Here is a 23,058-nt window from a genome sequence, read left to right as displayed (position 1 = left end):
ATAGGATTTGACCCATGCGTTCCCTTCAGCTCTTCGGCGACCGTGACCTTCGCATCACCGAGATCGATCCGCCCCCGCCTCCCGGCGCGGGTGAGGTGCAGGTGCGCGTCAAGGCGCTGGCGCTGAATTATCTCGATGTCTGGGGCTTCCGCGGCATGGCGTTCGCCAAGCGCAAGATGCCGCAGGCGGTGGGCGTGGAGGCCTCCGGCGAGATCGCGGCGGTCGGCTCCGGCGTCACCAAGTTCAAGGTCGGCGATAAGGTCACCATGTATGGCGCGGAGACCTGCGGCCATTGCAAGGCCTGCCGCGAGGGCCGCGACAATCTCTGCGAGAACGTCGCAGGGATCATGGGCTTCCACATCGACGGCTTCGCGCGTGAATTGATCAATCGACCCGAGCGGCTGGTGATCCCGGTGCCTTCAAGCGTCTCCTTCGAGGATGCGGCCTGCGCGCCAATCGGCTTCGGTACGGTGCAGCACATGTTGTTCGACAACGCGAAGCTGGAGCCCGGCGAGTCGATCCTCGTCCATGCGGGCGGTTCGGGCATCGGTACGGCGGCGATCAAGATGGCGAAGGCCATCGGCTGCGAGGTCTTCACCACCGTGGGCGACGACGAGAAGGGCGAAAAGGCAAAGGCCCTCGGCGCGGATCACGTCATCAACTACCGCACGGAGCGCTTTGAGGGCGAGGTGCGTCGCCTCACCAAGCGCAAGGGCGTCGACGTGGTGTTCGAGCATGTGGGCGTCGACACCTGGAACGGCTCGCTTCTGTGCCTGAAGCGCGGCGGACGGCTCGTCACCTGCGGCTCGACCTCCGGCATCTCGACGACCATGAACCTGATGCAGCTCTTCCAGCAGCAATACCGGATCTTCGGTTCGTTCGGCTGCAACATGCGCAACATCAGCGAGTCGCTGGAGAAGATGGCGGGCGGCATGACCCCCGTGATCGACTCGGTGTTCACGCTCGATGATTTCCAGAAGGGCCTCGAGCGGCTTGAAAGCCGCAAGGCCTTCGGCAAGATCGTCGTGACGTTCTAAGGGCTGCCGCCGGTGCCTCCTCACAAGCGTTCGCGCAGTCTTCTCTCGCGCTTTGCTGAAACGGTGATGGTGGGGATCGTGCGCGCCGTGTTCGGCTTCGCGCGGTTCATCGGGCCCGAGCGCTCGGCGGCGTTCGGCGCTGCGCTCGCGCGCACCATCGGCCCGCTTCTGCCCGCGCACCGCACGGCGCTCGCCAATATCCGCGCGGTCTATCCCGAGATGCCGGAGAAGGACGTCCGCGCCCTCGCCTTGAGCGCGTGGGACAATCTCGGGCGCGTCGGCGCGGAATATCCGCATCTCGCGGATCTGTTCGATTTCGATCCGGACGCCACCGTTCCGGGGCGGATCGAGGTCGACGGCATCGACCGGTTCGTCGAACTTCGTGACGACGGCAAGCCCGGCATTTTCTTTTCCGCCCATCTCGCCAACTGGGAACTGCCCGCCATCTGCGCGGCGCGCTTCGGGCTCGATGCGACGGCGGTGTTCCGCGCGCCCAACGATCCGGCGGTGGCGCGGGTGCTGCATGAGATCCGCTCCGGCACGATGGGCGGGCTGGAGGCGGCGCGCCAGGGCGCGGCCTTCGCCATGCAGGGAGCACTGGAGAAGGGCAGCCATCTCGGCATGCTCATCGACCAGCACTTCACCCGGGGCGTCCAGGTCAGTTTCATGGGCCGCCCGGCGATGGTGAACCCGATCCTTGGCAAGTTTGCACGCCGGTTCGATTGCCCCGTGCATGGAGTGCGCGTGATCCGCCTGCCGGGCCACCGCTTTCGCCTGCAGCTGACCCCGCCGCTCGATCTCCCGCGCGATCCGGATGGGCAGATCAATGTCGAGGGGGCGATGCAGGCCATGACCTCGGTGGTCGAATCCTGGGTCAGGGAACATCCCGAGCAATGGCTGTGGATGCACCGCCGCTGGCGCGTTCCGGCTCCGCGTCCGGGCGCCTGACGTCGCCTGTTTCGGTCGCGCTCAAGGTAACGTGAGTTTTCTTTAAACGAATTTCGTGTTCCATGGCGGCATGGCACTCCGTTTGAAAGTTCTCCTCGCCCTCGGCCTCGCCGCGCTCGCCCAGTCGGCCGTGGCTGAAACGCCGCGCGCGGTGGTGGAATTGTTCACGAGCCAGGGCTGTGCCTCCTGCCCGCCGGCGGATGCGGTTCTTGCGGATCTCGCGCAGCAGCCGGAGATGATCGCCCTCTCGTTCCCGGTCGATTACTGGGATTATCTCGGCTGGAAGGACACCCTGGCCCAGCCCGCCTTCACCGCGCGCCAGAAGGCCTATGCGCTCTCGCGCAGCGACCGGCAGGTCTTCACGCCGCAAATGGTGGTGAACGGGGTCAAGTCCTGCGTCGGCTCGGACCGGGCGCAGATCGAGCGTTCGATCCAGGCCGCCACCAGCCGCTTCGGTACGCTCGCGGTCGATGTCTCGACCAGCGAGAAGAACGGCATCGTCACCATCGAGATCGGCGAGGCGGCGGCGGGCGCAAGCCCGCGTCAGGCAGAGGTCTGGCTTCTGCCGGTCACCCGCTCGCAGACTGTGCAGGTCGTTCGGGGCGAGAACCGGGGCCGTGCCATGAGCTATGCCAATGTGGTCCGCGATATTCGCAAGCTCGGTCCCTGGACCGGCGAGAAGGCGCGGTTCGAAATTCCCGCCGCCCGCGCAAGGGAAGGCGGCGACGGCTACGTGGTGCTGCTGCAGGCTATCGACGATACGCGCCCGAGCATCATTCTCGGTGCGGCCAAGAGCGAAGGCCTGTAACAGCTGAGAGCCTTCGATCCGCGAGCGCGGATCTTCAGATCACGATCACCCTGTTCGGCAACTCATTCGTCTCGTCGATGCGCGGCGGCGCGTGTTCGGCGAGAATGGCGCCGACGCGTCGCGCGGCGCGGGCGAGCCCTTCGGCTACATGCCCCGCGCCGATGGCGGTGACGAGATCGTGGACGATGTCGTTCCAGACATTCTGATCGATGCGCGCGGCAATGCCGATATCCGCGATGATTTCCGCGAAATGCTCGGCGGCGGAGACATAGATCAGGACGCCCGTGCGCTCGCGCGTGTGCATCAGCCCCCGGCTCTTGAACTCCCGATGCGCGGCTTCATGGGCGCGGGCGTGCTTGACCGCGCGCGGCACCAGCGCGAGCCGCAAACCGGCAAGCGAGAGAACGGCGCTCGTGAGAATGGCGACGCCAAGCTGAATCAGAAAGATGCGCGAGGCGCTGAGACCTGTAAGCCAGATCAGCGGCCAGGGCGTGACAAGGGCCAATAGCAAAGCCCAGATCAGTGGAATCGCGCGGTATCCCGCCGCCCGATCAGTGATGACGATGACGATCTCGCCGGCGGTATGCGCCTCGAGGTCGTGGACGAGCTGCGCGAGGTTGTCCTGCTCCTGTGCCGAGATCATCCCTACCAGCTCCCTGACGCGCCGCCGCCACCGGACGAGCCGCCCCCTCCGGAAAACCCTCCGCCGCCGCCGCCCGACCAGCCACCGCCAGACCATCCACCACCGGACCATCCGCCTCCGGTCGGAATGATCCACGGCCCCGCGCGCCCGCGCCGGATGCCGCGACCGCCGCCGGGGTTGATGGCGCGGATGACGATGATCATCAGGATCACGAACACGATGAACGGCACGATGGATTCGATGTCGCTCGTGTCGTCGCTGCGCACCTGCGCCCGCCGCTGCCATTCCTCCGCATCCCCGGTGAGGATCGAGAGGATTGCATCGGCCCCCGCATCGATGCCGCCGGAAAAATCGCCCTTCTGGAATCGCGGCGCGATGGCGGTGGAGATGATGACCTTGGAAAGCGCATCGGTCAGCGCGCCTTCAAGGCCATAGCCGACCTCGATGCGCACCTTGCGTTCCTTCGGCGCGACGATGAGGAGAACGCCGTTGTTGTTTTTCTTCTGGCCGAGCTGCCAGGCGCGGAACAGGCGGTTCGCGTAATCCTCGATCTCGTAGCCTTCGAGGGAAGGCACGGTCGCGACAACGAGCTGGTCGCTCGTCTTGTCCTCGTGGGCTTTCAGTTTTGCGGCAATGGCGGCGCGCTGGTCGGGTGTGAGGAGATTGGCGGCATCGACCACGCGCCCCGTGAGGGGCGGAAAAGCCTGGGCGATGGCGGCGAGGGGAAGGAAGAGGAGAAAAAGGCAGAGAGCCAACACTCCCACCTTGACCCTCCCCGCAAGGGGGAGAGAAACCGGGCTGTGCCTCATGCCGCCATCTCTCAGAACTTCACCTGCGGCGGCTGCGCAGCACCGGGCGTTGCGGCGAAGGTCTCCATCGGCTTCGCGCTGGGATAGAGGATCGCGGCGATCCAGCGTCCCGGAATGGTCCGCAACTCGGTGTTATAGACCCTCACCGCCTCGATGTAGTCGCGCCGCGCCACCGCGATGCGGTTCTCGGTGCCCTCGAGCTGCGATTGCAGGGCGAGGAAGTTGGCGTTCGACTTCAGGTCCGGATAGCGCTCCACGGTCACGAGCAGCCGGCTCAGGGCCCCGGAGAGCTGGTTCTGCGCGTCCTGAAACTGCTTGAACTTCTCCGGGTCGGTGACGGTGGAGGCATCGACCCTGATCTGGCTCGCCTTGGCTCGGGCCTCCGTGACCTGGGTCAGCACCTCGCGCTCCTGCTGGGCGAAGCCCTTTACGGTTTCGACGAGGTTGGGAATGAGGTCGCTGCGGCGCTGATACTGGTTCTGCACCTCGCTCCAGGCGGATTTGGCATGCTCCTCGAAGGTCGGCACATTGTTGATGCCGCATGCGGACAGCGTGAGGGCGAGCGCCAGCCCGAAGAGAGATGCAATCAATCGTCGGGGAAAGAATTCCGGCATCGTCATCGTCCTCTCATCGCATTGCTGTGGCATTGCGCCGCTCAAGAGATGGGGCAACGATCCCATTTCGCCAAGCGGCAAATCGGGTAGAATGCCTGCAACGGAAGCAATGCTTGCTTCTCTCGGAATGAATCATGACCTTCCTGCCCGATCTCACGACGCTTCTGACCTATTCGCTCGCCTGCACGGTTTTGTTCATCACGCCGGGGCCGGATATGAGCCTCTTTCTCGCCAAGACGATGGCGGGTGGGCGCAAGGCGGGCATGGCCTCCATGCTTGGCGCGATGGCGGGCTGCTGCGTGCATACGCTTCTCGCCGCGCTCGGCCTGTCGGCGCTTCTGGCCGCTTCGGTCACGGCGTTCATGGTGCTGAAGATCGTCGGCGCGCTCTATCTGCTGTGGCTCGCGTTCGATGCGGTGCGGCACGGCTCGGCCCTCAACCTGAAAGACGAGAGCAAGACCGAGGTCTCGATCTGGAAAACCTTCCTCATCGGCGTCGGCATCAACCTGACGAATCCCAAGGTCGTGCTGTTCTTCGTGACCTTCCTGCCGCAATTCGTGCAGGCGGGCGATCCCAACGCCTCGGAAAAGCTCGTCTTCCTCGGGCTCTACTTCATCGCGCTCACCGCGCCGATGGCGGCGGTAATGATTTTGGGTGCGGACAAGGTGATCGCGCTGTTGCGCCGTCGCCCGAAGGTGATGCGCGCTATCGATTATTCCTTCGCGGGCCTCTTCTCGGCCTTTGCCGTGAAGATTCTGGCGGCGACGGCGCGGTAGACGGCACGCCGGATCATCCTTCGAGATGGTGCCTCGCACCTCCTCAGGATGAGGCGGGGTCCCTTCGCATCACGCTCTCCGCTCGCGTCCCGCGATCAGCCAATAGACGAAGCCCGCCACCGCGCCGGTGAGAGCGAGAACGGCGCTCACATGCAGCTCGGCGGGCGTCGCGCTCCGCGCCGAGCCGCGCAGGATGAACGGCACCGCCGCCGTAAGAAGGGCCGTCGCGCCCGCATGCCAGAACACGCTTCGCGCCTTCACCACTTCGCTGACGATGGCGACGAGGAGCGGCGGAAAAACCAGCAGTGTGAAGACAAGCCGCCCCGCGATCGCGAAGGCCTGCCGGATGATCGGCTCCGGATCGTCCGCTGAAAAGATGTCGTTCATCAACGACCAGAATCCGACGAACACGGTGTTGCCGGTCAACTCCGCCATCGTCGGATCGACAAGGCAGGCGATGAACAGAAAGAACCCGCTCGCGCCGATGGCGGCGAGAAGCGCGAAGGGGATGAGAAGCAGCCAGCGGATCATGCGCCCGTTATGTCACAGGTGCCTTGGGTGAGCCACCATAGGCGATGAGCCAATAGATCCCGCCGCAGATGGTGCCCGAAACAAGGCAGACCAGGAGGAGTGGCCACTCATCCTGAATACTGGACGCCATGAGAAAGGCCCCAAAGCACAAGCCTATGAGCGAGCCCAGGCAGATGGGGAGAGAGGGCTTTTCTGCCTTGAGGACATCCAAGATCAAGGCAGCGATGGAAAACGCGAGGAGAAGAGGCAACCCATAGATCAATAGGCCGAGAGTGCCGAAAGACAGCACCAAGACGAAACTCTCGATGAAGTCTTCCGCGTGCAATGAATGTGGGGAATGCGAAGAGTCGAACACGCCGTGGATCAGGAGGGAGAGCGTTCCTAAGTAAGGTGCTGCCGCAGATGCCGCGATGATGCCGGTGATCTGGCGTTTCATTTCTGTCTTTCTACCTTAGACCGTCTGTCGAAACAGTGTGCTTGCCCCTTGGACTTGGCCGCGGGCCATACCGGCCAAAGCGCTCCATCAGTTGGCCAGATTGTTGGCGGTTCCGACCAACGCATTATAGGCATTGACTACGGCTTGAAGCTGCTGTCCTCCGCCCCCGGCGCGACGGATATCGCCTTTCACGGGTTTGATCGTGTCGCGGAACGTGCGGGCCGCTGCCAGGAAGGACTGCACTGGGCCCTGAAGGCTCTTGAGGGCCTCAGGATCGGATTTCCTGTAGTCGTCGAAATCCTTGGAAGCGTTGACGAGGAGATTCACATCCGCCTCGAAGGCTGCGACGTCGACGACGGGAGCCTCATTGCTCGGCATGCGGTCGGCGATGCGCTGGGCAACGAGCATCAGGTTGACGCGATGCCAATTGGCTTTCCTGCCCTCGTGCCGCTCGATGGCTGCAAGCTCCCTTTGAGCGAGATTCGTCTGCTCGGCTTGAAAATCTTGCTCCACTTTCTCGCGGGCTGCCAGAAACGCATTGGCCGCCGGCACGAGTCGCGTGTGGATCTGCTTTCCGCGCACCAGATTGTCGTCGAGATAATCCTTGCGCTCGTAATATGTGTTGGCTTCGTCGATGATGGGCGCAAGCTGCGAATAGGCCTCGATGTAGGCCTTCATGCTGGCATCCAGCGTGGCGAGTTTTGGCTCCACGTTCAGGGCTTTCGATGCGTCGCCGATCAGCTTCGTGACATCGTAGAGCTGATAGACGCCGAAGGCCCGGTTCTTGTTGACGGGGCCCTTGTCCATATCGACCCAGCTCTTGTAGCGCTCGATGGATTCGCTCGCCCGCAACGTCCGGTTCATGAGCGCCACATAAGCGTTCATTTTAGAGGTCACGGCCTCAATCGCGGCCTGATCCGCCTGTTGCTGCGCGGTGCCTGGGGACTGGGCATGGGCCAGAGCCGATGCGCTCAGGAAAGCGACAATGAGAAAAGTGCGGATCATGGCTTGTATCCCTCAGGCCGAAACAAACAATATTTGGTAACCCTGTTACATGACGCGAATTGGCGTGACAATCGTCCGACCAGGAGAACAGAGCGCGCCTCAAGCAAGCGTCGTTTCGCTGGGTGAATGCCTATGCATGGCGATGCGCCAATAGATCCAGCCGCAGATGGCGCCTGAGCAGGTTCCGGACAGCTGAAGGGCGATGAGCTCCTTGTTATAGGCGACGGCTCCCATGGAAAGGGCGAATATGAAGCCGAGGCCGAAGATGGTCCCGCCCAGCATGGGCCCGCGCCAGGTCGGGCGCTCGATGGCATTCACCGCCGTTGCGCAGAGACTTGCGAGGATTAGCAGCGGAATCCCGAAGACGATGAGAGCCATGGTTCCCATGGGGATGGCTTTGATCAGGTCGAGAGGCTCTTTCATGATGGGTCTGTCGCCGGCAATGAAGCCGAAGAGGATCCATAAGAAACTGAAGAGGTAGGGAGCGGCGATGGTCGCGGCCAGGACGCCGAGAACCTGGCGCTTCATCGGGAATGCGCCTCAGGTTGGTTCAGGACGTTTGATGGCCTCCGGACAGCAATCAGCCAATAGATCAAGCCGCAGATGCCGCCAATGCAAACTGCGATTAACGTGACTTGCTGATGGTCTGAGGAGTTGAAGTATAGCCCAGGCTTTCCAAAGATGACCGAGCCCAATCCTATGCACGCTCCGCTCCCGACAAAATAAGGCCAGCGCGTAAACCCGCGGGCTTTGAGGATGAAGGCTATACAGGTTGAAACCAGCAGAAGCGGTATTCCAAAAACAATTAGACAGAGCGTACCGAGAGACAGTGCTCCCAGAACGTCTCGAGACCCGAAAACCCAAGTTGGCCATGGTCCGAAGACCATCAGACACATCGTACCTAGGTAAGGGGCCGCTATCGCTATGAGAAGCAAGGCCCCAATCTGACGGATCATGGAAAACGCCCCGGCGAATGACCTTACTGGAGCGTTATATTATTCAAACAAGAACAGAAAGAACTAAACTTCTTTCTGAGGGGGACTTACTCCCCGTTCCCCACCGCATAGACGCCTTCCGCCCCGATGCCTTGCTCGGCCATCATGCGGGCGCGGGCGCGCAGCTTTTCCGTCTCGCTCTTGAGCTGACCGCAGGCGGCGAGGATGTCGCGGCCGCGCGGGGTGCGCACGGGGGAGGCGTAGCCGGCGCGATAGACGATCTCGGAGAAGCGCTCGATCTGCTCCCAGTCCGAGCATTCGTATTTCGAGCCGGGCCAGGGGTTGAACGGGATCAGGTTGATCTTCGCCGGAATGCCCTTGAGCAGCTGGACGAGCTTGCGCGCATCGGCATCCGAATCGTTCACGCCCTTGAGCATCACGTATTCGAACGTGATGCGGCGCGCGTTCGAAAGGCCGGGATAGGCGCGGCACGCATCGAGCAACTGCTTGATGTCGTATTTGCGGTTGATCGGCACCAACTCATCGCGCAGCTCATCGCGCACGGCGTGCAGCGAGATCGCGAGCATGGTGTTGGCTTCAGCGCCCAAACGCTCCATCTGCGGCACGACGCCGGAGGTGGAGACGGTGATGCGGCGGCGCGAGAGCGTGAGGCCTTCGCCGTCCGACATCACGTCGATGGCGGCGATGACGTTGTCGATGTTGTAGAGCGGCTCGCCCATGCCCATGAACACGATGTTCGACACGAAGCGGCTGCCGTCATTGGGGACGAAAGCGCCTTCGGGCGGGGTTGCGTCCGGCCAGTCGCCGAGGCGGTCGCGCGCGACGACGAGCTGCGCCACGATTTCCGCCGAGGTCAGGTTGCGCACGAGGCGCTGGGTGCCCGTGTGGCAGAAGGAGCAGGTGAGGGTGCAGCCGACCTGGCTCGACACGCACAGCGTGCCGCGATCGGTTTCCGGAATGTAGACGCACTCGATCTCCGCGCCCTTGTCGAGGGGGCCGGTGGAGGGCATGCGGATCAGCCACTTGCGGGTGCCGTCCTTCGAGACCTGCTCGGAAACGACCTCGGGCCGCGCGAGGGTGAAGGCCTCTTTGAGCGAGGCGCGCAGGGCCTTGCCGACGTTCGTCATCTCGTCGAACGAGGTCGCGCCGCGGAAGTAGATCCAGTGCCAAAGCTGCGCCACGCGCATCTTCTGCTCGCGCTCCGGCACGCCGATCTGGCCGAGCTTGTCGGCAAGCTCCGTGCGAGTGAGGCCGACGAGGGAGAGCTGGGCCGAGGCCGAGGCGGTCATCTCCGCCTTCTTCTCGATGGAAAACGCCTCGCGGCCGGCCGCGCGCGCGGCCTCGGTCACGGCGACGGTGGCCGCGTTGGGGTTATGCTTGGCGATGTCGAGCGCGCTCGCCATGGGAAATCTCGTTCTCGTTTCAGGGGACGAAGGGGCCCCTATAACACGATTGCGTCGGAAAAGTGAGGGGTTTTGCCAGCTTCCTCATGGCTGTGCTTCTATGGCCGCGTTTATCGGCGAGTCCTGAAAACACCGCGCTGAAAATGCCGATGCCCGGGCAAGCCCGGGCATGATGATTCTTAAAAACCTGGCGGCCGTAGGATCAGGGGCACTCTTTGCGGGCGCGGTCCAGGGCCTGTCCGAAGCCGGAGAGGGAATAGCGGTCGGAGAGCTGGTTGCCGCGTGCCGATTGGCCCTTCACCAGAACCGCCTGGCCCTTGCCCATCGTGGCGATGGCCTGGCCTTCCTCGGCGGGGTTCTTCAGCCAGGCGTTGGCGCCCTGGGTGAGAAGGACGTAATTCGCCGCGCCGATGGTAGCTTCCGCCTTCGCGGTGTCCTTCGCGCCGTAGCCGAGGACGAAGGCGACCTCGTTCTTCACGTTTTCCGCCGGGCGAATCGACACGAACATGTAAGCCGGGTCGCGGTTCAGGTTCTTCGGTAGCCGCTCTTTCGGTTGGCTAAGCGCGTAGCAGATCTTCGATTTGCCCGTATTGGCGATATAGACGCCCCAATCGCCGAAGGAGGCGAGGAGCGTCGCGCCGCCGGGGCCGGACGCCGGCGCCGCCGAAGCGGCGGGCTTCTGCGCCGCAGGCTTGGCCGCCGCCGTCCCCTTGGCCGGGGTCGTCTTGGCCGGAGCCGTTTTGGCGGGCGTGGGTTTCGCCTTCGTGGCCGGCTGGGCCAGAGCAGCCCCAGAGCCGATGACGAAAGCAGCGGAAATGATGCTTGCGGCGAAGCCGCGCTGGAGAGATGAGCGAATCATGAGGCGAAGCCTATACCGGGATGGTTAAGAACTCTTCACCATCTTCGACGTGCTTCGCGAAGGGGGAAAACAAGCCCGATTCTGCGACGAATTTTCGCGCCTCGAACAGAGGGGCGGCCCGCTGTGAACGGGCTCGTCTCCAGGGGATTTTCTGATCAGACGGTGAAGAAGTCCTTGTGTGTCAAGGCAAGGCCCGGCTTGATCCTGGCGAAGAGAACAGCCGCTGCGCCTCCGGTGCCGTCCCGGTCGTAATAGAGAGCCCCGGTATCGGGGTTGTAGATGACCCGGTCGCTCGCATCGTGCGCCGCGGTGCCGGTGTAGAAGGCTTCCTCGGGGAGGACGCCTTTCTTGCCGAGCTTGGTGAAGAACGCCCTGTCGAGAAGCATCGCGTCATCCCGCACGGAGAAGTCTGTGATCTTGTCGACATTGGTCTTGCTGGCGCGGGCTCCGGAGAACAGAAAGAGGTCTTTCCCCCTGCCGCCAGTGAGAGTGTCGTTACCTGCCCCGCCGGAAAGAATGTCGTTTCCGGCATCGCCGTAAAGCCGATCCTTGCCGGCCTCGCCGAGAATCACGTCGCTCCCGCCGCCGCCATAGACCGTGTCGTTGCCCGCGCCGGCATACAGGGCGTTGGCGGCGGAATTGCCTTTCAGGTAGTCGTTGCCGGCATCGGTGAAAATGTTCTCGATCGACGAGATCTCATACGTCCCGAAGCCGACATACTGGGGACCAGTCTGATTGAGATCGATCCTGATGCTCAGAGGTTCGGAAAAGAATAGGGTGTCGCTGCCCGCGCCGCCATCGAACTTGTAATCTCCGATCAACGCCTCAAGGAAATCGAGGGTGTCGGTGCCGATCAGGATGTGATCGCCATCGTCGTCGGTAATGGTCGCCATGGCAGCCTCGCAGATAGCCTTGTTCGCAACAGAAAAACGCGCCGTCGGGGGAAATCCCACTCCGGAAAAGGACTAACTAGCCTGAGGCGACCTCCGAACAATCCCCTTAAAGGGTCAGGGTGGGGGTAATGCTTTTGTCGAAGAGGCGGCTCACGCAGCTCCAGCGTCAGGCTTTTGGCGACCCTCGCTCTGGAGGGTGTCGCGCGCCTGTTTGCGGTGCGTGTCGGTGATCGAGCCGGCGACATGCGCGATGGCGGTGGCGAGCACCGCCGCGTCGTCGGCAAAGCCGATCAGCGGCAGGAAATCCGAGATCGCATCCGTCGGAAAAACGAAATAGGCGACGGCGCCGAGCAGGATGACCTTCACCCGCCGCGGCGTCTGCGGATCGACGGCGCAAAAGTAGGCGGCCAGAAGATCCTCCGCGAAGGGGATGCGGCTGCCCACTTTCCTGAGCTTGTCCCGGAACCGGCGCTTCAGGCCGTCCTCGTCGCGGGCCGCGCGACGCATGGCCTCGATCTCCGCCTTCGTGAAAGGCTTCGTGATCGATTCGCTCATCTGACTTTCATCTCCTTCGGCAATCGCCATACCCGGCAAGGGCCGGTTGTCCTATAGATAGTGATGGGCGGGAGAAAACGCATGAAGATCGACAAAACTGTGGCGGCCATCGTGACGGGAGGGGCGTCTGGCCTCGGCGAGGCGACGGCGCGGATGCTGGCAGGCGAGGGCGCGAAGGTCGCGATCTTCGACCGGGACGCGGAGCGCGGCGAGAGGGTTGCCCGCGAGATCGGGGCTGTCTTCTGCGAGGTGGACGTCACGGACGAAGCCTCCCTGGACGCCGCCTTCGCGAAGGCCCGTGCCGCCCATGGCGGCGAGCGGGTTCTGGTCAATTGCGCCGGCATCGCGCCCGGCAAGCGCACGGTGACAAAGAAGCGCGACACCGGCGAACTCGTTGCGCACGACGTGGGAAGTTTCCGGCGCGCCATCGAGATCAATCTCATCGGCACTTTCGCGATGGTGGCGAAATCCGCCGCCGGGATGGCGGCGCTCGATCCGGTGACGCCGGATGGCGGGCGCGGCGTCATCGTCAACACCTCCTCCGTCGCGGCGCAGGACGGGCAGATCGGGCAAGCCGCCTATGCAGCTTCCAAGGGCGGCGTCGCTGCCTTGAGCCTGCCGCTCGCGCGCGATCTTTCAGGCTTCGGCATCCGTGTCATGGCGATCATGCCGGGGCTTTTTCACACGCCGCTCTTTGAGGGAATCGCGGAAGACTACCGCAAGGCGCTCGAGGCCAACGTGCCGTTTCCCTCGCGTCTCGGCAGGCCGGAGGAATACGCGCAACTTGTGCGCAGCATCGTTGAGAACGACATGCTCAACGGCGAGGCGATCCGTCTCGACGGCGCTCTGCGCATGCAGCCGAAATAGAGCATGATCAGAACAAGTGGGCACCGGTTGTTCGCCCGGATCATGCGGCAAATAAAGGAAACGAGAGGCTGATCGTGTTTCAAGGAGACACGATCAGCCTCTCGGGCGGCCTAGTCGTCCACCGTCAGCCCTGCCGCGAACTGATCCATGTGGTGCGCCAGCTCCACATCGCGGCGGGTCAGGCCTTTGGCGTCGTGGGTGGTCAACGTCACATCGACATTGCAGTAGACGTTCGTCCATTCCGGATGGTGGTTGAGCTTCTCGGCCACCATCGCGACGCGGGTCATCCAGCCGAAGGCTGTGTTGAAATCGTCGAACACGAAACGTTTGTGGATCGCGTCCCGGTCGGGCGTGAGCACCCATCCATCGAGGGCGGAGAGAAGTTCGGCGCGCTCGGCTTTGCTTAACGGCGACATGGCAAACCGCTCTCCCGAAGGTTGACGTTCCCTAAGTGATGACGCCGGAGCGCGGCATTTCAAGGTGTCAGGCGATGCCGAGCAGCCGAATCAGCGCGATGCTGATGAGGATCAGAACGATGAGCGAGAGCGTCACGCTCGCCGTCACGCGCCCGCCGACGCGCCCGAGCACCCGCACATTCACGCCAAGCCCCAGTGCCGCCATGGAGACGACGGTGAGGATCGTTGCGCCGGGCGTCACCCAACGCAAAACCGCTTCGGGAATGAAGCCCCAGGATCTCAGGGCCGCAAGAGCCAGGAAGCCGAGGATGAACCAGGGCACCAGCCGGTTGAAGGAAAAGCTCGCGGAGGCTCCTGCGCCGCGCCGCCCGGCGACGATGGACAGGGCGATCACCACCGGCCCCAGCATCAGCACGCGAACGAGCTTCACCAGCGTGCCGAGCTGAGCGCTGAGGGCGGAGACAGGCACCGTCGCCGCCAGCACCTGCGGCACGGCATAGACGGTCAGGCCCGCAAGAACCCCGTATTGCGTCGCCGACAGGTCGAGCAGCGGCACGAAAAGCGGCAGGCCGAGCACGACGATGACGCCGAGAATGGCGGTGAAGGCGATGGAGGAGGCGATGTCTTGCGCCGTCGCGCCGATCACCGGAGCTACCGCCGCGATGGCGGAATTGCCGCAAATGGAATTGCCGCAGGCGACCAGCACCGCCATCTTGCGCGGCAGCCGCAATGCCCGGCACAGGCCATAACTTGCCGCGATGGCGATGGCGACCACGAGGGCGATGCCGATGAGAAGGCCCCATCCGGCCTCAGCCACCGCCTGAAAGCTGATCGACGCACCGAGCATGACAACCGCGATTTCAAGCAGCGTCTTCGCGCTGAAGGCGATGCCGGGAATGAAGCGCTCTCCCGGCGTCCAGAAGGTGCGCACCGCCGTGCCGAGAAGGATCGCGATGACGAGCGCCTCGAGATAGGGCCGCCCGGTCCAGTGCTCTTCCAGGGTTTGCAGCGCCACGGCCCCCGCCGCGATGGCGGCGCAGAGGGCAAGCCCCGGTCCGAAGCGGACGATCCGCGTGCCGTTCATTGTGTTCTCTTCATCCAGGCGGCGCGAGGGCCGGGGAGTGTGCGCGCTGCGCTATCGTTCCCGCGCGCCGGATGCAAGCTCTTAGAGCACGATCAGAACAAGTGGGCACCGGTGTTCGCCCGGATCGTGTTTCAAAGAGACACGATCAGCCTCTAGGCGAGCACGTTGTCTTCGATGGCATGCCAGCCGCTGCGGATGGCGAGTGGATCGCGGTCGAGAATCAGGTAACAGCCCCCGCCGGGATGGGTCGGGCGGCTTTCCTGGCCGATCGCGACCCGTTGGAGATGTGCGGTGAGGAGGCAGCCCACGGCGCCATGCGAGACCACGACGATATCGCCCTCTCCGCGCTCGCTGCGCAGAACGCGGGTCATGGCGCGCACGATGCGCGTCTGCGCGTCGATGGCGCGCTCCCAGCCGCGCACGCTGCGGGTCGGATGGTCGAAGAACTCGCGCACCACGTCCCAGAACTCTGGCGGCGCGATATAGCCGGTGGCGGAGCGGTCGTTCTCGCCGAGGTCGGGATCGGTCTTGACGGTCAGGCCGAACTTTTCCGCGACGACGGCCGCGCCGTCCAAGGCCTTGCGCTCGGTGCTGGCATAGACCGCGCGGATGTCATCGCCCGCAAGACTCTCCGTGAAACGCTCCATGCGGCAACGCCCCACCTCCGAGAGCGGCCACTCGGGGATCGGCTGGTTGGGGTCGATGATGACTTCCGGATGGGTGATGAAGATCAGGCGCGACATTGGGCGATCTTAGAGCATGATCAGAACAAGTGGGAACCGGTTGTTCTGATCATGCGGCAATAAAGGGAACGAGAGGCTGGTCGTGTTTCAAAGAGACACGACCAGCCTCTGGAGCAAGATCCTGTCCTGGTGAATCATGACCAAGGTTCAACGAGTCGGGTGCGTGCGCCTCAACCCAGCGGATAGGCGGCCTCCACCACATAGGGTCCGCCGCCCACCGAATCGCGCGAGGAAAACAGCACGAAGCGCTTCGCGGTGAAGGACAGCTTCGGGAAATGCCCGCGTGTCGAGAAGTAATCGGCGACATCGAGAGGGGAGGCATCGCGCAGCCGCGCGAGGGTCACATGCGGCGTGAATTTCCGCTTCTCCGCCGGCAGGCCCACCCGGCGCATCAGCCGCTCCTGCTCCGATTGCAGATCGCTGATCTCGGTATCGGGCGAGGCCTTGGCGAAGACCACGCGCGGACGCCCGCCGCCGAAAGTGTCGAGGCCGTTGATCGTCACCGTCATCGGTCCCCTGCGGCGGGTCTCGCCGAGGATGGAATAGACGTCATGGGCCGTGCGGTCGTCGATGTCGCCGATGAAGCGCAAGGTGATGTGGTAATTGTCAGGGTCGATCCAGCGCGCCCCGGGCAGGCCGCCGCGATAGGTCGAGAGCCTGAAGCCGATTTCGGCCGGGATCTCGATGCCGGTGAACAGGCGTGGCATGGGCACCTCCTGAGACTGGCGAAGTCGAATCGAATCATGCGGGCAGATGAGTGCACCGCACAATCGGCCAAAGCCGATCATCAACAAGCTTCTTACGCCCAAACCGTGGCAAAGCCTTGATCTCCGGTGAGGTGCGGCCATTCGGCGCCGACAGTTCACGCGAGCGTGAGTGCTCTAAAGGGCTAGAAGCGGAACGTTGCCGGTTCCTGCCGCGTCATTCCATGCGACGATTGGCGGAGGGTCTGAAAATGACCGGGCGAGCGGTTTTCTTTTCGATGGCAATGGCGGCAGGCGCGGTCTTCCTCAGTGTGAACGAAGCGCCGGCCGGTGATGTGGTCTCCTTCAAGGGCGGCGCCTCGCCGGGAACGATCGTCATCCGCACCGCCGAGCGGCGGCTCTATCTCGTGCGCGGCGATGGGACAGCGGTGCGCTATCCCGTGGCAGTTGGGCGGCCCGGCAAGCAATGGACCGGCGAGGCGCGCATCGAGGGCAAGTTCATCTCTCCCGCCTGGTCTCCCCCGCTCGAGGTCAGGCGCGACAACCCTAAGCTGCCCGATGTGATCCCCGGTGGTGCGGCGGGCAACCCGATGGGCTTGCGCGCCCTCACCCTCGATCGAGGCGAATACGCCATCCACGGCACCAACCGTCCCGGTTCCATCGGCACCTTCGCCTCTTACGGTTGCATCCGCATGTTCAACGAGGACATCGTTGACCTGTTCGAGCGCGTTACTGTCGGCACGCAGGTGGTGGTGGAGCGGTGAGCCGTGAGGCATTCACCGCCCTGGAGCATTACCGATAGAGGTCCGCCCGCGTCGACGGCAGGCCGGCAGGGCCGCGCGTGCGCTTGGAGACGAGGGTCTGGTTGACGCCGACCGCGCTGCGTTCGAACGCGAGCGAGCAGCCCGCGAGATAGAGCAGCCACATGCGCGTCTTCTGCGCGCCGACGAGGGCCTCGGCCTCGGCCCGGTGGGCGTTGAGGCGCTCCCACCACAGGCGGGTGGTGCGCTGGTAGTGCTCGCGCCAGCCCTCGACGTCATGCACCTCGAAACCGAAACGCTCGAGATTGGCAATGGACATGCCGAGGTGGTCGAGCTCGCCGCCGGGGAAGATGTAGCGCGTGAGCGCCTTGTACTCGGCCTTGAGCTTGCGGAACGCCCTGTCCGAACGCTTCGCGCGGCGCGCGATGGTGTGGTGCAGGTAGAGCCCGCGCGGGCGCAGCAGGCGATGCACGGCGCGGAAATAGTCGGGATGGTTGCGGATGCCCACATGCTCGAACATGCCGATGGAAGAGATCTTGTCGAACTCGCCTTCCATCTTCGTGAAGTCCTTCACCACGACCTTCACGCGCTCCTGCAAGCCGAGCTTCGCGATCTTCTCGCGCACGATCTTGGCCTGCTCTTCCGCCAGCGTGACGCCTGTCGCCTTCACGCCGTAATGCTGCGCCGCATGGCAGATGAGCGCGCCCCAGCCGCAGCCGATATCGAGCAGGCGCTCGCCCGGCTGCAGGCGCAGCTTGCGGCAGATCATGTCGAGTTTGTCGATCTGCGCCTTGGCGAGGTCGTCGTGCCATTCGGGCGAGAAGTAGGCACAGGTATAGACCATCTCCGGGTCGAGGAAGAGCTGATAGAACTCGTTCGACACGTCGTAGTGATAGGCGACGTTGCTCTTGTTGGTTTCGGGCCGCCCGTCCCGGGCGGCGGGGTTATCCTTCACCCGGTCGAGCGGGCGCGGCATGTTTGCCGGAACCTTGAAGAACTGGAACGCCGTCTTCAGCGCCTTGAGCTTGTTGATGCTCCGCAGCTGCCGGCCGATCTTGCCGCGCGGGCGCTGCGTGGCGAGGTCGAAGATGGTGCCGTTCTTCAAATCGAGCAGGCCCGCCACATGGGCGTTGACGGCGGTATCGAGCGTCGGGCGGCGCAGAAGGCTTGCGATCACGCTCTCGCGTGCGATGACGAGGCGCATGGCGTGGGTAGGAAGATCTTGCGGAACCGTCGAACCATCCCAGAGCTCGAAGCCGAAGCTCAGATCGAGCGCCCGGTGCGCGTCGGCCAGAAGATCCTTGAACATCTCCAGCCGTGCCGTTGCCCCAGTCATTCCGCTTTTCCCCCCTTTTCCCATCACCGTAACGGGAGCGAGGTGAGGGAACAACGCCTGTATGGACCGTCTGGAGGAACTTTACCCCCTAGAAATCACTGGTCAGGCCTTTAACTTCCCAATCTTCGTAGCGCACCGGCTCCAGGCCGCCCCGGCCCAGAACCTCCTTGTTGCGGGCAAGGTCCGCCACGCGGCGGTCGATATGCTCGCGGCGCTCCGCTGCCTCAGCGAGGGCGCGCTGCGCCGCCGGCGAGAGCGACTTGCCGGGCGCGGCACCGGCGAGGGGGCCGGGCAGGGCGGTGGCATCGTCCTGCGGCGCGGGGCTTGTCGGAGGGGTCTCGTTCGTGCTCATGGCTCTCTCATAACCTCTCTCGTGCGATCTTGGGAGTGCGACCGACCGTTCCCACATGGAACACGACGAAATTGTCCATATTGGACCATGATCCTCGCGGAAAATGGGTTCCGCTTTTCGAAAGATCCTGTCCGGCCAGATGGAGGGCCCGATGAACACCGTCAAGACTGGGTTGCTGCTCGCGGCCTTGACCGCCCTGTTCGGCGTGGTCGGCTACTTCCTCGGCGGCTCGACGGGCATGGTGATCGCGCTCGGCATCGCCGTCGTGACGAACCTGTTCGCCTATTGGAATTCCGACCGGCTGGCGCTGGCCGCCCACCATGCGGTGGAGGTCGATGAGCGCACCGCGCCGGAACTCGTCTCTCTCGTGCGCGATCTCGCGGGCCGGGCCGGGCTGCCGATGCCGCGGGTCTATGTCATCGACAACCCGCAGCCGAACGCCTTCGCGACGGGCCGCAACCCGGAAAACGCGGCGGTCGCGGCGACCACCGGCATTCTTCAGACGCTTTCGCGTGAGGAACTCGCCGGCGTCATGGCCCATGAGCTCGCCCACATCAAGAACCGCGATACCCTCACCATGACGGTGAGCGCGACCATCGCGGGCGCGATTTCCAGCATCGCGCAATTCGGCCTTTTCTTCGGCGGCGGGCGCGGGAACGAACGCCCGAATGCACTGGTGGCCATTCTCACCGCCATCATCGCGCCGCTCGCCGCCATGATCATCCAGATGGCGATCAGCCGTTCGCGCGAATACGAGGCCGACCGGATCGGGGCCGAGATCTGCGGGCAGCCGCTGGCGCTGGCCTCCGCCCTCGACAAGATTGCCAACGGCGTCGCCCATATTCCGAACGCGGACGCGGAGCACCATCCGACCACCGCGCCGCTCTTCATCATCAATCCGCTGTCGGGGCAGGGCATGGACAACTGGTTTTCGACTCACCCGGCCACGGAAAACCGCATTGCGGCGCTTCAGGCCCTCGCCCGCGAGATGGGCTCGTTTTTCACCGCCCCGGCTGCGGGCTCTCCCTGGGGATCGTCCCCGCGCCGTGGACCCTGGGGTTAAGTTTCGTGGATCGCACCGACAACCGGGCGGGGCTCGGCCCCCGCCGCCTCGCCTTTGCCGCCGTGACGGAAACCCTCAAGCGGCGCGTGCCGCTCGACGATGTGCTCGACGAGATCGCGCAGGGGGAGGCACTCTCCACGCGCGATGAATCGCTCGCCCGTGCCATCGCCATCGTGACCTTCCGCCGCTTCGGTACGATCCGGCAGGCGCTTCTCGCCCGCATCGAGAAGGCCCCGAAGGACGAGCGTTTGCTGCACCTGCTCGCCATCGGCGCGGCGCAGATCCTGTTTCTCGACGTGCCCGACCACGCCGCCGTCGATACCGCCGTGCGGCTGGCGCAGGAGGACCCGCGCCTCAGGCACGCCAGCGGCCTCATCAACGCCGTCCTGCGCCGCTTGGCGCGGGAGCGCGAGGCGATCTTGCAGGGCGCCGACCCCTGGGCGGACACGCCCGACTGGCTGAAAAGCCGATGGGTCGCCCATTACGGCGAGGCGCAGGCGCTGGAGATGGCCGAGGCGCACCGGGTCCCGGCCTCGGTCGACCTGACAGTGAAAAGCGATGCGGCGGCATGGGCCGAGCGCCTCAACGGGACGCTTCTGCCGACAGGCAGCATCCGGCTGTCGGAGCGCACGGCGATCCAGGACCTGCCGGGCTATGGCGAGGGCGCGTGGTGGGTGCAGGACGCCGCCGCCGCCTTGCCCGCGCGTTTGCTGAAGCCGCAGCCGGGTGAGCGCATCGCGGATTTGTGCGCCGCGCCGGGCGGCAAGACCGCGCAGCTCGCCGCCGCGGGAGCCGAGGTGCTCGCCGTCGATCGCTCGGCGAAACGGCTGGAACGCCTGAAGGAGAACTTGGGCCGCCTTCATCTTTCCGCCGAGACGCTGGCGAGCGATGCGGAAAAGCTCGATGTGCCGCCTTTCGACGCCATCCTGCTCGATGCGCCCTGTTCCGCCACCGGCACCCTGCGCCGCCATCCGGACGTCGCGTGGACCAAGACCGATGCGGATGTGGCAAAACTCGCCGCCCTGCAGGCGCGGCTTCTCGACAAGGCCGCGAGCCTTCTCAAACCCGGCGGGCGGCTCGTCTATTGCACCTGCTCGCTGGAGTCCGAAGAGGGCGAGGCGCAGGCAGAGGCCTTTCTTGCCCGCCATCCCGATTTCGCGCGCGTGCCTGTCGCGCCGGAGGAGGTCGGGGGCCTTGGCGCATTCATTTCGCGGCAAGGCGATTTGCGCACCCGGCCCGGCCAGCTCGAGGCGTCCGGTGACGGGCGCGGGGGGCTCGACGGGTTCTTCGCCGCGCGATTTCTGCGGAAAGCGTCATGATGATCGGTCATTGGTTACGCGATGTTAACCAAACCCTCGGCACTGCTCTGATAGGCCATTGTCATTCGGCTTGAACGAGAGGAGCGCCCACGGGTGAGTTGGGGACCGCATCGCTGGCGGCTTTACAGGGTTGCGCTTGGCGAATCAGGGCGCGCCCTGGGTGGTTCTCTGCTGCGCGCGGCCTCCTATCTGCGATTCGGTTCGGCCACGCCGACCCGCCTCCTGTTCGCGCCGCAGGATCTGCGCACCGCCGATCCGACGATTGCCAGCGACATCTATTCCGGTTTCTTCGCCTTCGCGGGCCGTGGCGTCGCCATGAGCGGGCGCTCGCCCTTTGAGATCGAGCCGCCGAGTGTCGTCTGGGCGGAAAATCTTTACGGTTTCGGATGGCTGCGTCACCTGCGTGCGGCGGGCACGGCGCTGGCGCAGGCCAACGCGCGCTCCCTCGTGGACGATTTCGTCAGCGCCAGCCTCGCTGACCGGCAGACGGCTTATGCCACGCCTGTCATGGCGCGGCGGCTGATTTCCTTCATCAGCCAGTCGCCGCTCATTCTCGAAGGGGCGGATCACAGCTTCTATCAGCGCTTCCTCAAGGTGCTCGGGCGCGCGGTGCGCGATCTTGAGCGCGATGCGCGCTCCAACCCCCTGCCGCAGCCGCGCCTGCTCGCGGCGATTGCGCTTTGCTATGCGGGCTTGTGCTGCGAAGGGCTGGACAAAAGCCTGCGCCGCGCTTCGCGCCTGCTGACCCGCGAACTCGAGCGCCAGATCTTGCTCGATGGCGGGCATGTCAGCCGCAACCCGCAGGTCGTCGTCGATCTTCTGTTCGACCTTCTGCCCCTGCGCCAGATGTTCGCGAGCCGCGAGGTCGACACGCCGGAGGCGCTGCTCAATTCCATCGACCGCATGTTGCCGATGGTGCGCCTGTTCCGCCACGGGGATGGCACGCTGTCCCATTTCAACGGCATGGGCGTGACGGCGGCGGACCATCTCGCGACGCTCCTGACCTATGACGACATGCGCAGCCAGGCGATCCAGCACGCGCCGCATTCGGGCTACGAGCGGCTGGAGGCGGGGCGCTCTCTCGTCGTTGCCGATGTCGGCACCGCGCCGCCGACGCTCTTTTCGGCCTCCGCCGGCGCAGGCTGTCTGTCCTTTGAATTATCGAGCGGCCCGCAGCGCATCGTCGTCAATTGCGGCACGCCGCGAATCGCGAGCGATACGCTGCTCCAGGCCTCCCGCTCCACACCGGCGTATTCCACAGCGGCGATCAACGAGGTTTCCTCCTGCCAGTTCGTTGCCGTCAAAGGCTTCTGGTTCGACCGCATCATTGGCGAATGGCTGTTGCGGCGGATTGGACCCGTCGTCCTGCGCGGGCCCGAGCATGTCGTCGCCGAGCGCACGGAGCGCGAGCAGGTGCTTGGCCTCAGCGCCAGCCATGACGCCTATCTGAAGCCGTTCGGCATCCGCCATGAGCGGCGCTGGCAGCTTTCGCCCGACGGCAACGTGCTGATGGGCGAGGACATCTTCTGGGGCGACGGCACGATTGCGCCTGGCTCGGAAGCGCTCATCCGCTTCCACCTCGCGCCCGGCGTCAAGGCGAGCCGCGCTCAAGGCGGCCGCGTCGTCATGCTGCTCCTGCCCAACCGCGAGGCATGGCAGTTCGAGGTCATTCCCGGCGAAGCCTGGGTCGAGGACAGCATGTTCCTCGCGGCGACGGACGGCATGCGCCGCACGGAGCAGATCGTCCTGTCCGTGCGCCCGGATCTCGTGCCGAACTTGCGCTGGCGGTTCGAGCGTCTCGCGAAGGTGGAAGCCCCGCGCCCGGCGGAGCCCGGCCCTGAGCTTCTCTAGATCTTGTGACGCATGATCCGGACGAACACGCTTGTTCCGATCATGCTCTGAGAACACGATCCTACTTAAGCATCTTCGTGGAAACCGATTGCCCGGATCACGTCGCCCCTGTAGGCGATGCCGCTAGGTAATGATCAGGAAAGACGATCGTGATTCGCCACGCCAAGAAACAGGTTCAGCCGCTGCAACGCCCGCATGTTCAACGCCTCGCCGGGGTTGTCGTGGTGCTGATGGTGGTGGCGCTGGCTGTCTATGGCTATCAGTTCTGGTGGAGTGAATAGGCCGTGGC

At 64.4% G+C, this 23,058-nt stretch carries 27 protein-coding genes; 10 read left to right on the top strand and 17 right to left on the bottom strand.

The genetic code is table 11. The annotated features are described in order from the left end of the window. Positions 1–14: 14 nt before the first annotated feature. From DQW91_RS01865 to DQW91_RS01855, 3 genes are all read left to right on the top strand, one after another. Positions 15–1,037, top strand: a complete 1,023-nt coding sequence (locus tag DQW91_RS01865) for a zinc-binding dehydrogenase (protein ID WP_112661866.1) — start codon at positions 15–17, stop codon at positions 1,035–1,037. Positions 1,038–1,049: 12 nt separating this feature from the next. Then, on the top strand, positions 1,050–1,985 hold the full coding sequence (locus tag DQW91_RS01860; protein ID WP_281023999.1) for a lipid A biosynthesis lauroyl acyltransferase: 936 nt from the start codon (positions 1,050–1,052) through the stop codon (positions 1,983–1,985). A 70-nt stretch (positions 1,986–2,055) separates the two neighbouring features. Then, entirely contained in the window at positions 2,056–2,793 is a 738-nt protein-coding gene (locus DQW91_RS01855; RefSeq protein ID WP_198411750.1) for a DUF1223 domain-containing protein, read from the top strand. Between the two features lie 34 nt (positions 2,794–2,827). Here DQW91_RS01855 and DQW91_RS01850 read toward each other — a convergent pair whose 3' ends face one another. From DQW91_RS01850 to DQW91_RS01840, 3 genes are read right to left on the bottom strand one after another with little or no spacing between them, the layout of a single operon-like run. After that, positions 2,828–3,436: a TPM domain-containing protein gene (locus tag DQW91_RS01850; protein ID WP_245410864.1), complete on the bottom strand. Its 609-nt coding sequence runs from the start codon at positions 3,434–3,436 to the stop codon at positions 2,828–2,830. A gap of 2 nt (positions 3,437–3,438) precedes the next feature. Then, entirely contained in the window at positions 3,439–4,245 is an 807-nt protein-coding gene (locus DQW91_RS01845) for a TPM domain-containing protein (protein ID WP_112661863.1), read from the bottom strand. An 11-nt stretch (positions 4,246–4,256) separates the two neighbouring features. After that, on the bottom strand, positions 4,257–4,859 hold the full coding sequence (locus DQW91_RS01840; protein ID WP_425373354.1) for a LemA family protein: 603 nt from the start codon (positions 4,857–4,859) through the stop codon (positions 4,257–4,259). A gap of 134 nt (positions 4,860–4,993) precedes the next feature. Between DQW91_RS01840 and DQW91_RS01835 the strand changes: the two genes are divergently transcribed. Beyond that, positions 4,994–5,635: a LysE family translocator gene (locus DQW91_RS01835; protein WP_112661862.1), complete on the top strand. Its 642-nt coding sequence runs from the start codon at positions 4,994–4,996 to the stop codon at positions 5,633–5,635. 69 nt (positions 5,636–5,704) lie between these two features. On the opposite strand, the gene DQW91_RS01830 is transcribed toward DQW91_RS01835, so the two are convergent. The 8 genes from DQW91_RS01830 to DQW91_RS01795 form a co-directional block, all read right to left on the bottom strand. Continuing rightward, the gene (locus tag DQW91_RS01830; RefSeq protein ID WP_112661861.1) at positions 5,705–6,166 is read right to left on the bottom strand and encodes a hypothetical protein; all 462 of its coding nucleotides are present in this window, start codon (positions 6,164–6,166) and stop codon (positions 5,705–5,707) included. Between the two features lie 7 nt (positions 6,167–6,173). Next, positions 6,174–6,602: a hypothetical protein gene (locus DQW91_RS01825; RefSeq protein ID WP_112661860.1), complete on the bottom strand. Its 429-nt coding sequence runs from the start codon at positions 6,600–6,602 to the stop codon at positions 6,174–6,176. 87 nt (positions 6,603–6,689) lie between these two features. After that, positions 6,690–7,607: a DUF3829 domain-containing protein gene (locus tag DQW91_RS01820; protein WP_112661859.1), complete on the bottom strand. Its 918-nt coding sequence runs from the start codon at positions 7,605–7,607 to the stop codon at positions 6,690–6,692. Between the two features lie 99 nt (positions 7,608–7,706). Continuing rightward, positions 7,707–8,135 carry a hypothetical protein gene (locus DQW91_RS01815; protein WP_112661858.1) on the bottom strand — a complete coding sequence of 143 codons (429 nt, stop codon included), beginning with the start codon at positions 8,133–8,135 and terminating at the stop codon, positions 7,707–7,709. Between the two features lie 514 nt (positions 8,136–8,649). Then, entirely contained in the window at positions 8,650–9,852 is a 1,203-nt protein-coding gene (rlmN, locus tag DQW91_RS01810; RefSeq protein WP_245410897.1) for a dual-specificity RNA methyltransferase RlmN, read from the bottom strand. Positions 9,853–10,168: 316 nt separating this feature from the next. Continuing rightward, positions 10,169–10,825 carry an invasion associated locus B family protein gene (locus DQW91_RS01805; protein WP_198411749.1) on the bottom strand — a complete coding sequence of 219 codons (657 nt, stop codon included), beginning with the start codon at positions 10,823–10,825 and terminating at the stop codon, positions 10,169–10,171. Positions 10,826–10,980: 155 nt separating this feature from the next. Continuing rightward, positions 10,981–11,718 (bottom strand): calcium-binding protein, encoded by a 738-nt coding sequence (locus DQW91_RS01800; RefSeq protein ID WP_112661857.1) that lies wholly within the window; start codon positions 11,716–11,718, stop codon positions 10,981–10,983. A 150-nt stretch (positions 11,719–11,868) separates the two neighbouring features. Beyond that, entirely contained in the window at positions 11,869–12,273 is a 405-nt protein-coding gene (locus tag DQW91_RS01795) for a YkvA family protein (protein ID WP_112662409.1), read from the bottom strand. Between the two features lie 81 nt (positions 12,274–12,354). On the opposite strand from DQW91_RS01795, the gene DQW91_RS01790 reads away from it, so the two are divergent. Continuing rightward, positions 12,355–13,140, top strand: coding sequence for an SDR family NAD(P)-dependent oxidoreductase (locus DQW91_RS01790; protein WP_112661856.1), 786 nt, complete (start codon positions 12,355–12,357; stop codon positions 13,138–13,140). A 110-nt stretch (positions 13,141–13,250) separates the two neighbouring features. Here the strand turns inward: DQW91_RS01790 and DQW91_RS01785 are convergent, their stop codons facing one another. The 4 genes from DQW91_RS01785 to thpR form a co-directional block, all read right to left on the bottom strand. After that, the gene (locus tag DQW91_RS01785; protein ID WP_112661855.1) at positions 13,251–13,556 is read right to left on the bottom strand and encodes a 4a-hydroxytetrahydrobiopterin dehydratase; all 306 of its coding nucleotides are present in this window, start codon (positions 13,554–13,556) and stop codon (positions 13,251–13,253) included. Positions 13,557–13,623: 67 nt separating this feature from the next. Continuing rightward, positions 13,624–14,640, bottom strand: a complete 1,017-nt coding sequence (locus tag DQW91_RS01780; RefSeq protein WP_112661854.1) for a YeiH family protein — start codon at positions 14,638–14,640, stop codon at positions 13,624–13,626. A gap of 152 nt (positions 14,641–14,792) precedes the next feature. Beyond that, positions 14,793–15,383: a histidine phosphatase family protein gene (locus tag DQW91_RS01775; RefSeq protein ID WP_112661853.1), complete on the bottom strand. Its 591-nt coding sequence runs from the start codon at positions 15,381–15,383 to the stop codon at positions 14,793–14,795. A gap of 170 nt (positions 15,384–15,553) precedes the next feature. After that, positions 15,554–16,090, bottom strand: coding sequence for an RNA 2',3'-cyclic phosphodiesterase (thpR, locus tag DQW91_RS01770; protein WP_112661852.1), 537 nt, complete (start codon positions 16,088–16,090; stop codon positions 15,554–15,556). Between the two features lie 248 nt (positions 16,091–16,338). On the opposite strand from thpR, the gene DQW91_RS01765 reads away from it, so the two are divergent. After that, a complete protein-coding gene (locus DQW91_RS01765) occupies positions 16,339–16,851 on the top strand; it encodes a L,D-transpeptidase (RefSeq protein WP_112661851.1) in 513 nt (170 codons plus the stop codon). 28 nt (positions 16,852–16,879) lie between these two features. Here DQW91_RS01765 and DQW91_RS01760 read toward each other — a convergent pair whose 3' ends face one another. Then, on the bottom strand, positions 16,880–18,184 hold the full coding sequence (locus DQW91_RS01760) for a class I SAM-dependent methyltransferase (RefSeq protein WP_112661850.1): 1,305 nt from the start codon (positions 18,182–18,184) through the stop codon (positions 16,880–16,882). A gap of 88 nt (positions 18,185–18,272) precedes the next feature. Beyond that, the gene (locus tag DQW91_RS01755; protein WP_112661849.1) at positions 18,273–18,536 is read right to left on the bottom strand and encodes a DUF1674 domain-containing protein; all 264 of its coding nucleotides are present in this window, start codon (positions 18,534–18,536) and stop codon (positions 18,273–18,275) included. A 151-nt stretch (positions 18,537–18,687) separates the two neighbouring features. Between DQW91_RS01755 and htpX the strand changes: the two genes are divergently transcribed. The 4 genes from htpX to DQW91_RS17180 all read left to right on the top strand — a co-directional run bounded on the left by htpX (position 18,688) and on the right by DQW91_RS17180 (position 23,050). After that, positions 18,688–19,599, top strand: a complete 912-nt coding sequence (gene htpX, locus DQW91_RS01750) for a zinc metalloprotease HtpX (RefSeq protein ID WP_112662408.1) — start codon at positions 18,688–18,690, stop codon at positions 19,597–19,599. A gap of 5 nt (positions 19,600–19,604) precedes the next feature. After that, complete coding sequence (rsmB, locus tag DQW91_RS01745; RefSeq protein ID WP_112661848.1) at positions 19,605–20,918, top strand: 16S rRNA (cytosine(967)-C(5))-methyltransferase RsmB; 1,314 nt, start codon at positions 19,605–19,607, stop codon at positions 20,916–20,918. A 93-nt stretch (positions 20,919–21,011) separates the two neighbouring features. Beyond that, entirely contained in the window at positions 21,012–22,769 is a 1,758-nt protein-coding gene (locus tag DQW91_RS01740; RefSeq protein WP_112661847.1) for a heparinase II/III family protein, read from the top strand. Positions 22,770–22,918: 149 nt separating this feature from the next. Then, positions 22,919–23,050 carry a hypothetical protein gene (locus tag DQW91_RS17180; RefSeq protein ID WP_281023997.1) on the top strand — a complete coding sequence of 44 codons (132 nt, stop codon included), beginning with the start codon at positions 22,919–22,921 and terminating at the stop codon, positions 23,048–23,050. Positions 23,051–23,058 lie beyond the last annotated feature (8 nt).

The sequence above is a fragment of the Microvirga flavescens genome, from assembly GCF_003290125.1.
GTDB lineage: Bacteria > Pseudomonadota > Alphaproteobacteria > Rhizobiales > Beijerinckiaceae > Microvirga > Microvirga flavescens.
The sequence above is the reverse complement of the archived record's forward strand: the minus strand, read 5'-3'. Positions and strand labels throughout refer to the sequence as shown.

Coding starts and splice junctions, on each gene's coding strand:
- DQW91_RS01865 (WP_112661866.1), top strand. CDS start 15: ATGCGTTCCCTTCAGCTCTTCGGCGACCGTGACCTTCGCATCACCGAG.
- DQW91_RS01855 (WP_198411750.1), top strand. CDS start 2,056: ATGGCACTCCGTTTGAAAGTTCTCCTCGCCCTCGGCCTCGCCGCGCTC.
- DQW91_RS01850 (WP_245410864.1), bottom strand. CDS start 3,436: ATGATCTCGGCACAGGAGCAGGACAACCTCGCGCAGCTCGTCCACGAC.
- DQW91_RS01845 (WP_112661863.1), bottom strand. CDS start 4,245: ATGAGGCACAGCCCGGTTTCTCTCCCCCTTGCGGGGAGGGTCAAGGTG.
- DQW91_RS01840 (WP_425373354.1), bottom strand. CDS start 4,859: ATGCCGGAATTCTTTCCCCGACGATTGATTGCATCTCTCTTCGGGCTG.
- DQW91_RS01835 (WP_112661862.1), top strand. CDS start 4,994: ATGACCTTCCTGCCCGATCTCACGACGCTTCTGACCTATTCGCTCGCC.
- DQW91_RS01830 (WP_112661861.1), bottom strand. CDS start 6,166: ATGATCCGCTGGCTGCTTCTCATCCCCTTCGCGCTTCTCGCCGCCATC.
- DQW91_RS01825 (WP_112661860.1), bottom strand. CDS start 6,602: ATGAAACGCCAGATCACCGGCATCATCGCGGCATCTGCGGCAGCACCT.
- DQW91_RS01820 (WP_112661859.1), bottom strand. CDS start 7,607: ATGATCCGCACTTTTCTCATTGTCGCTTTCCTGAGCGCATCGGCTCTG.
- DQW91_RS01815 (WP_112661858.1), bottom strand. CDS start 8,135: ATGAAGCGCCAGGTTCTCGGCGTCCTGGCCGCGACCATCGCCGCTCCC.
- rlmN (WP_245410897.1), bottom strand. CDS start 9,852: ATGACCGCCTCGGCCTCGGCCCAGCTCTCCCTCGTCGGCCTCACTCGC.
- DQW91_RS01805 (WP_198411749.1), bottom strand. CDS start 10,825: ATGATTCGCTCATCTCTCCAGCGCGGCTTCGCCGCAAGCATCATTTCC.
- DQW91_RS01800 (WP_112661857.1), bottom strand. CDS start 11,718: ATGGCGACCATTACCGACGACGATGGCGATCACATCCTGATCGGCACC.
- DQW91_RS01795 (WP_112662409.1), bottom strand. CDS start 12,273: ATGAGCGAATCGATCACGAAGCCTTTCACGAAGGCGGAGATCGAGGCC.
- DQW91_RS01790 (WP_112661856.1), top strand. CDS start 12,355: ATGAAGATCGACAAAACTGTGGCGGCCATCGTGACGGGAGGGGCGTCT.
- DQW91_RS01785 (WP_112661855.1), bottom strand. CDS start 13,556: ATGTCGCCGTTAAGCAAAGCCGAGCGCGCCGAACTTCTCTCCGCCCTC.
- DQW91_RS01780 (WP_112661854.1), bottom strand. CDS start 14,640: ATGAACGGCACGCGGATCGTCCGCTTCGGACCGGGGCTTGCCCTCTGC.
- DQW91_RS01775 (WP_112661853.1), bottom strand. CDS start 15,383: ATGTCGCGCCTGATCTTCATCACCCATCCGGAAGTCATCATCGACCCC.
- thpR (WP_112661852.1), bottom strand. CDS start 16,090: ATGCCACGCCTGTTCACCGGCATCGAGATCCCGGCCGAAATCGGCTTC.
- DQW91_RS01765 (WP_112661851.1), top strand. CDS start 16,339: ATGACCGGGCGAGCGGTTTTCTTTTCGATGGCAATGGCGGCAGGCGCG.
- DQW91_RS01760 (WP_112661850.1), bottom strand. CDS start 18,184: ATGACTGGGGCAACGGCACGGCTGGAGATGTTCAAGGATCTTCTGGCC.
- DQW91_RS01755 (WP_112661849.1), bottom strand. CDS start 18,536: ATGAGCACGAACGAGACCCCTCCGACAAGCCCCGCGCCGCAGGACGAT.
- htpX (WP_112662408.1), top strand. CDS start 18,688: ATGAACACCGTCAAGACTGGGTTGCTGCTCGCGGCCTTGACCGCCCTG.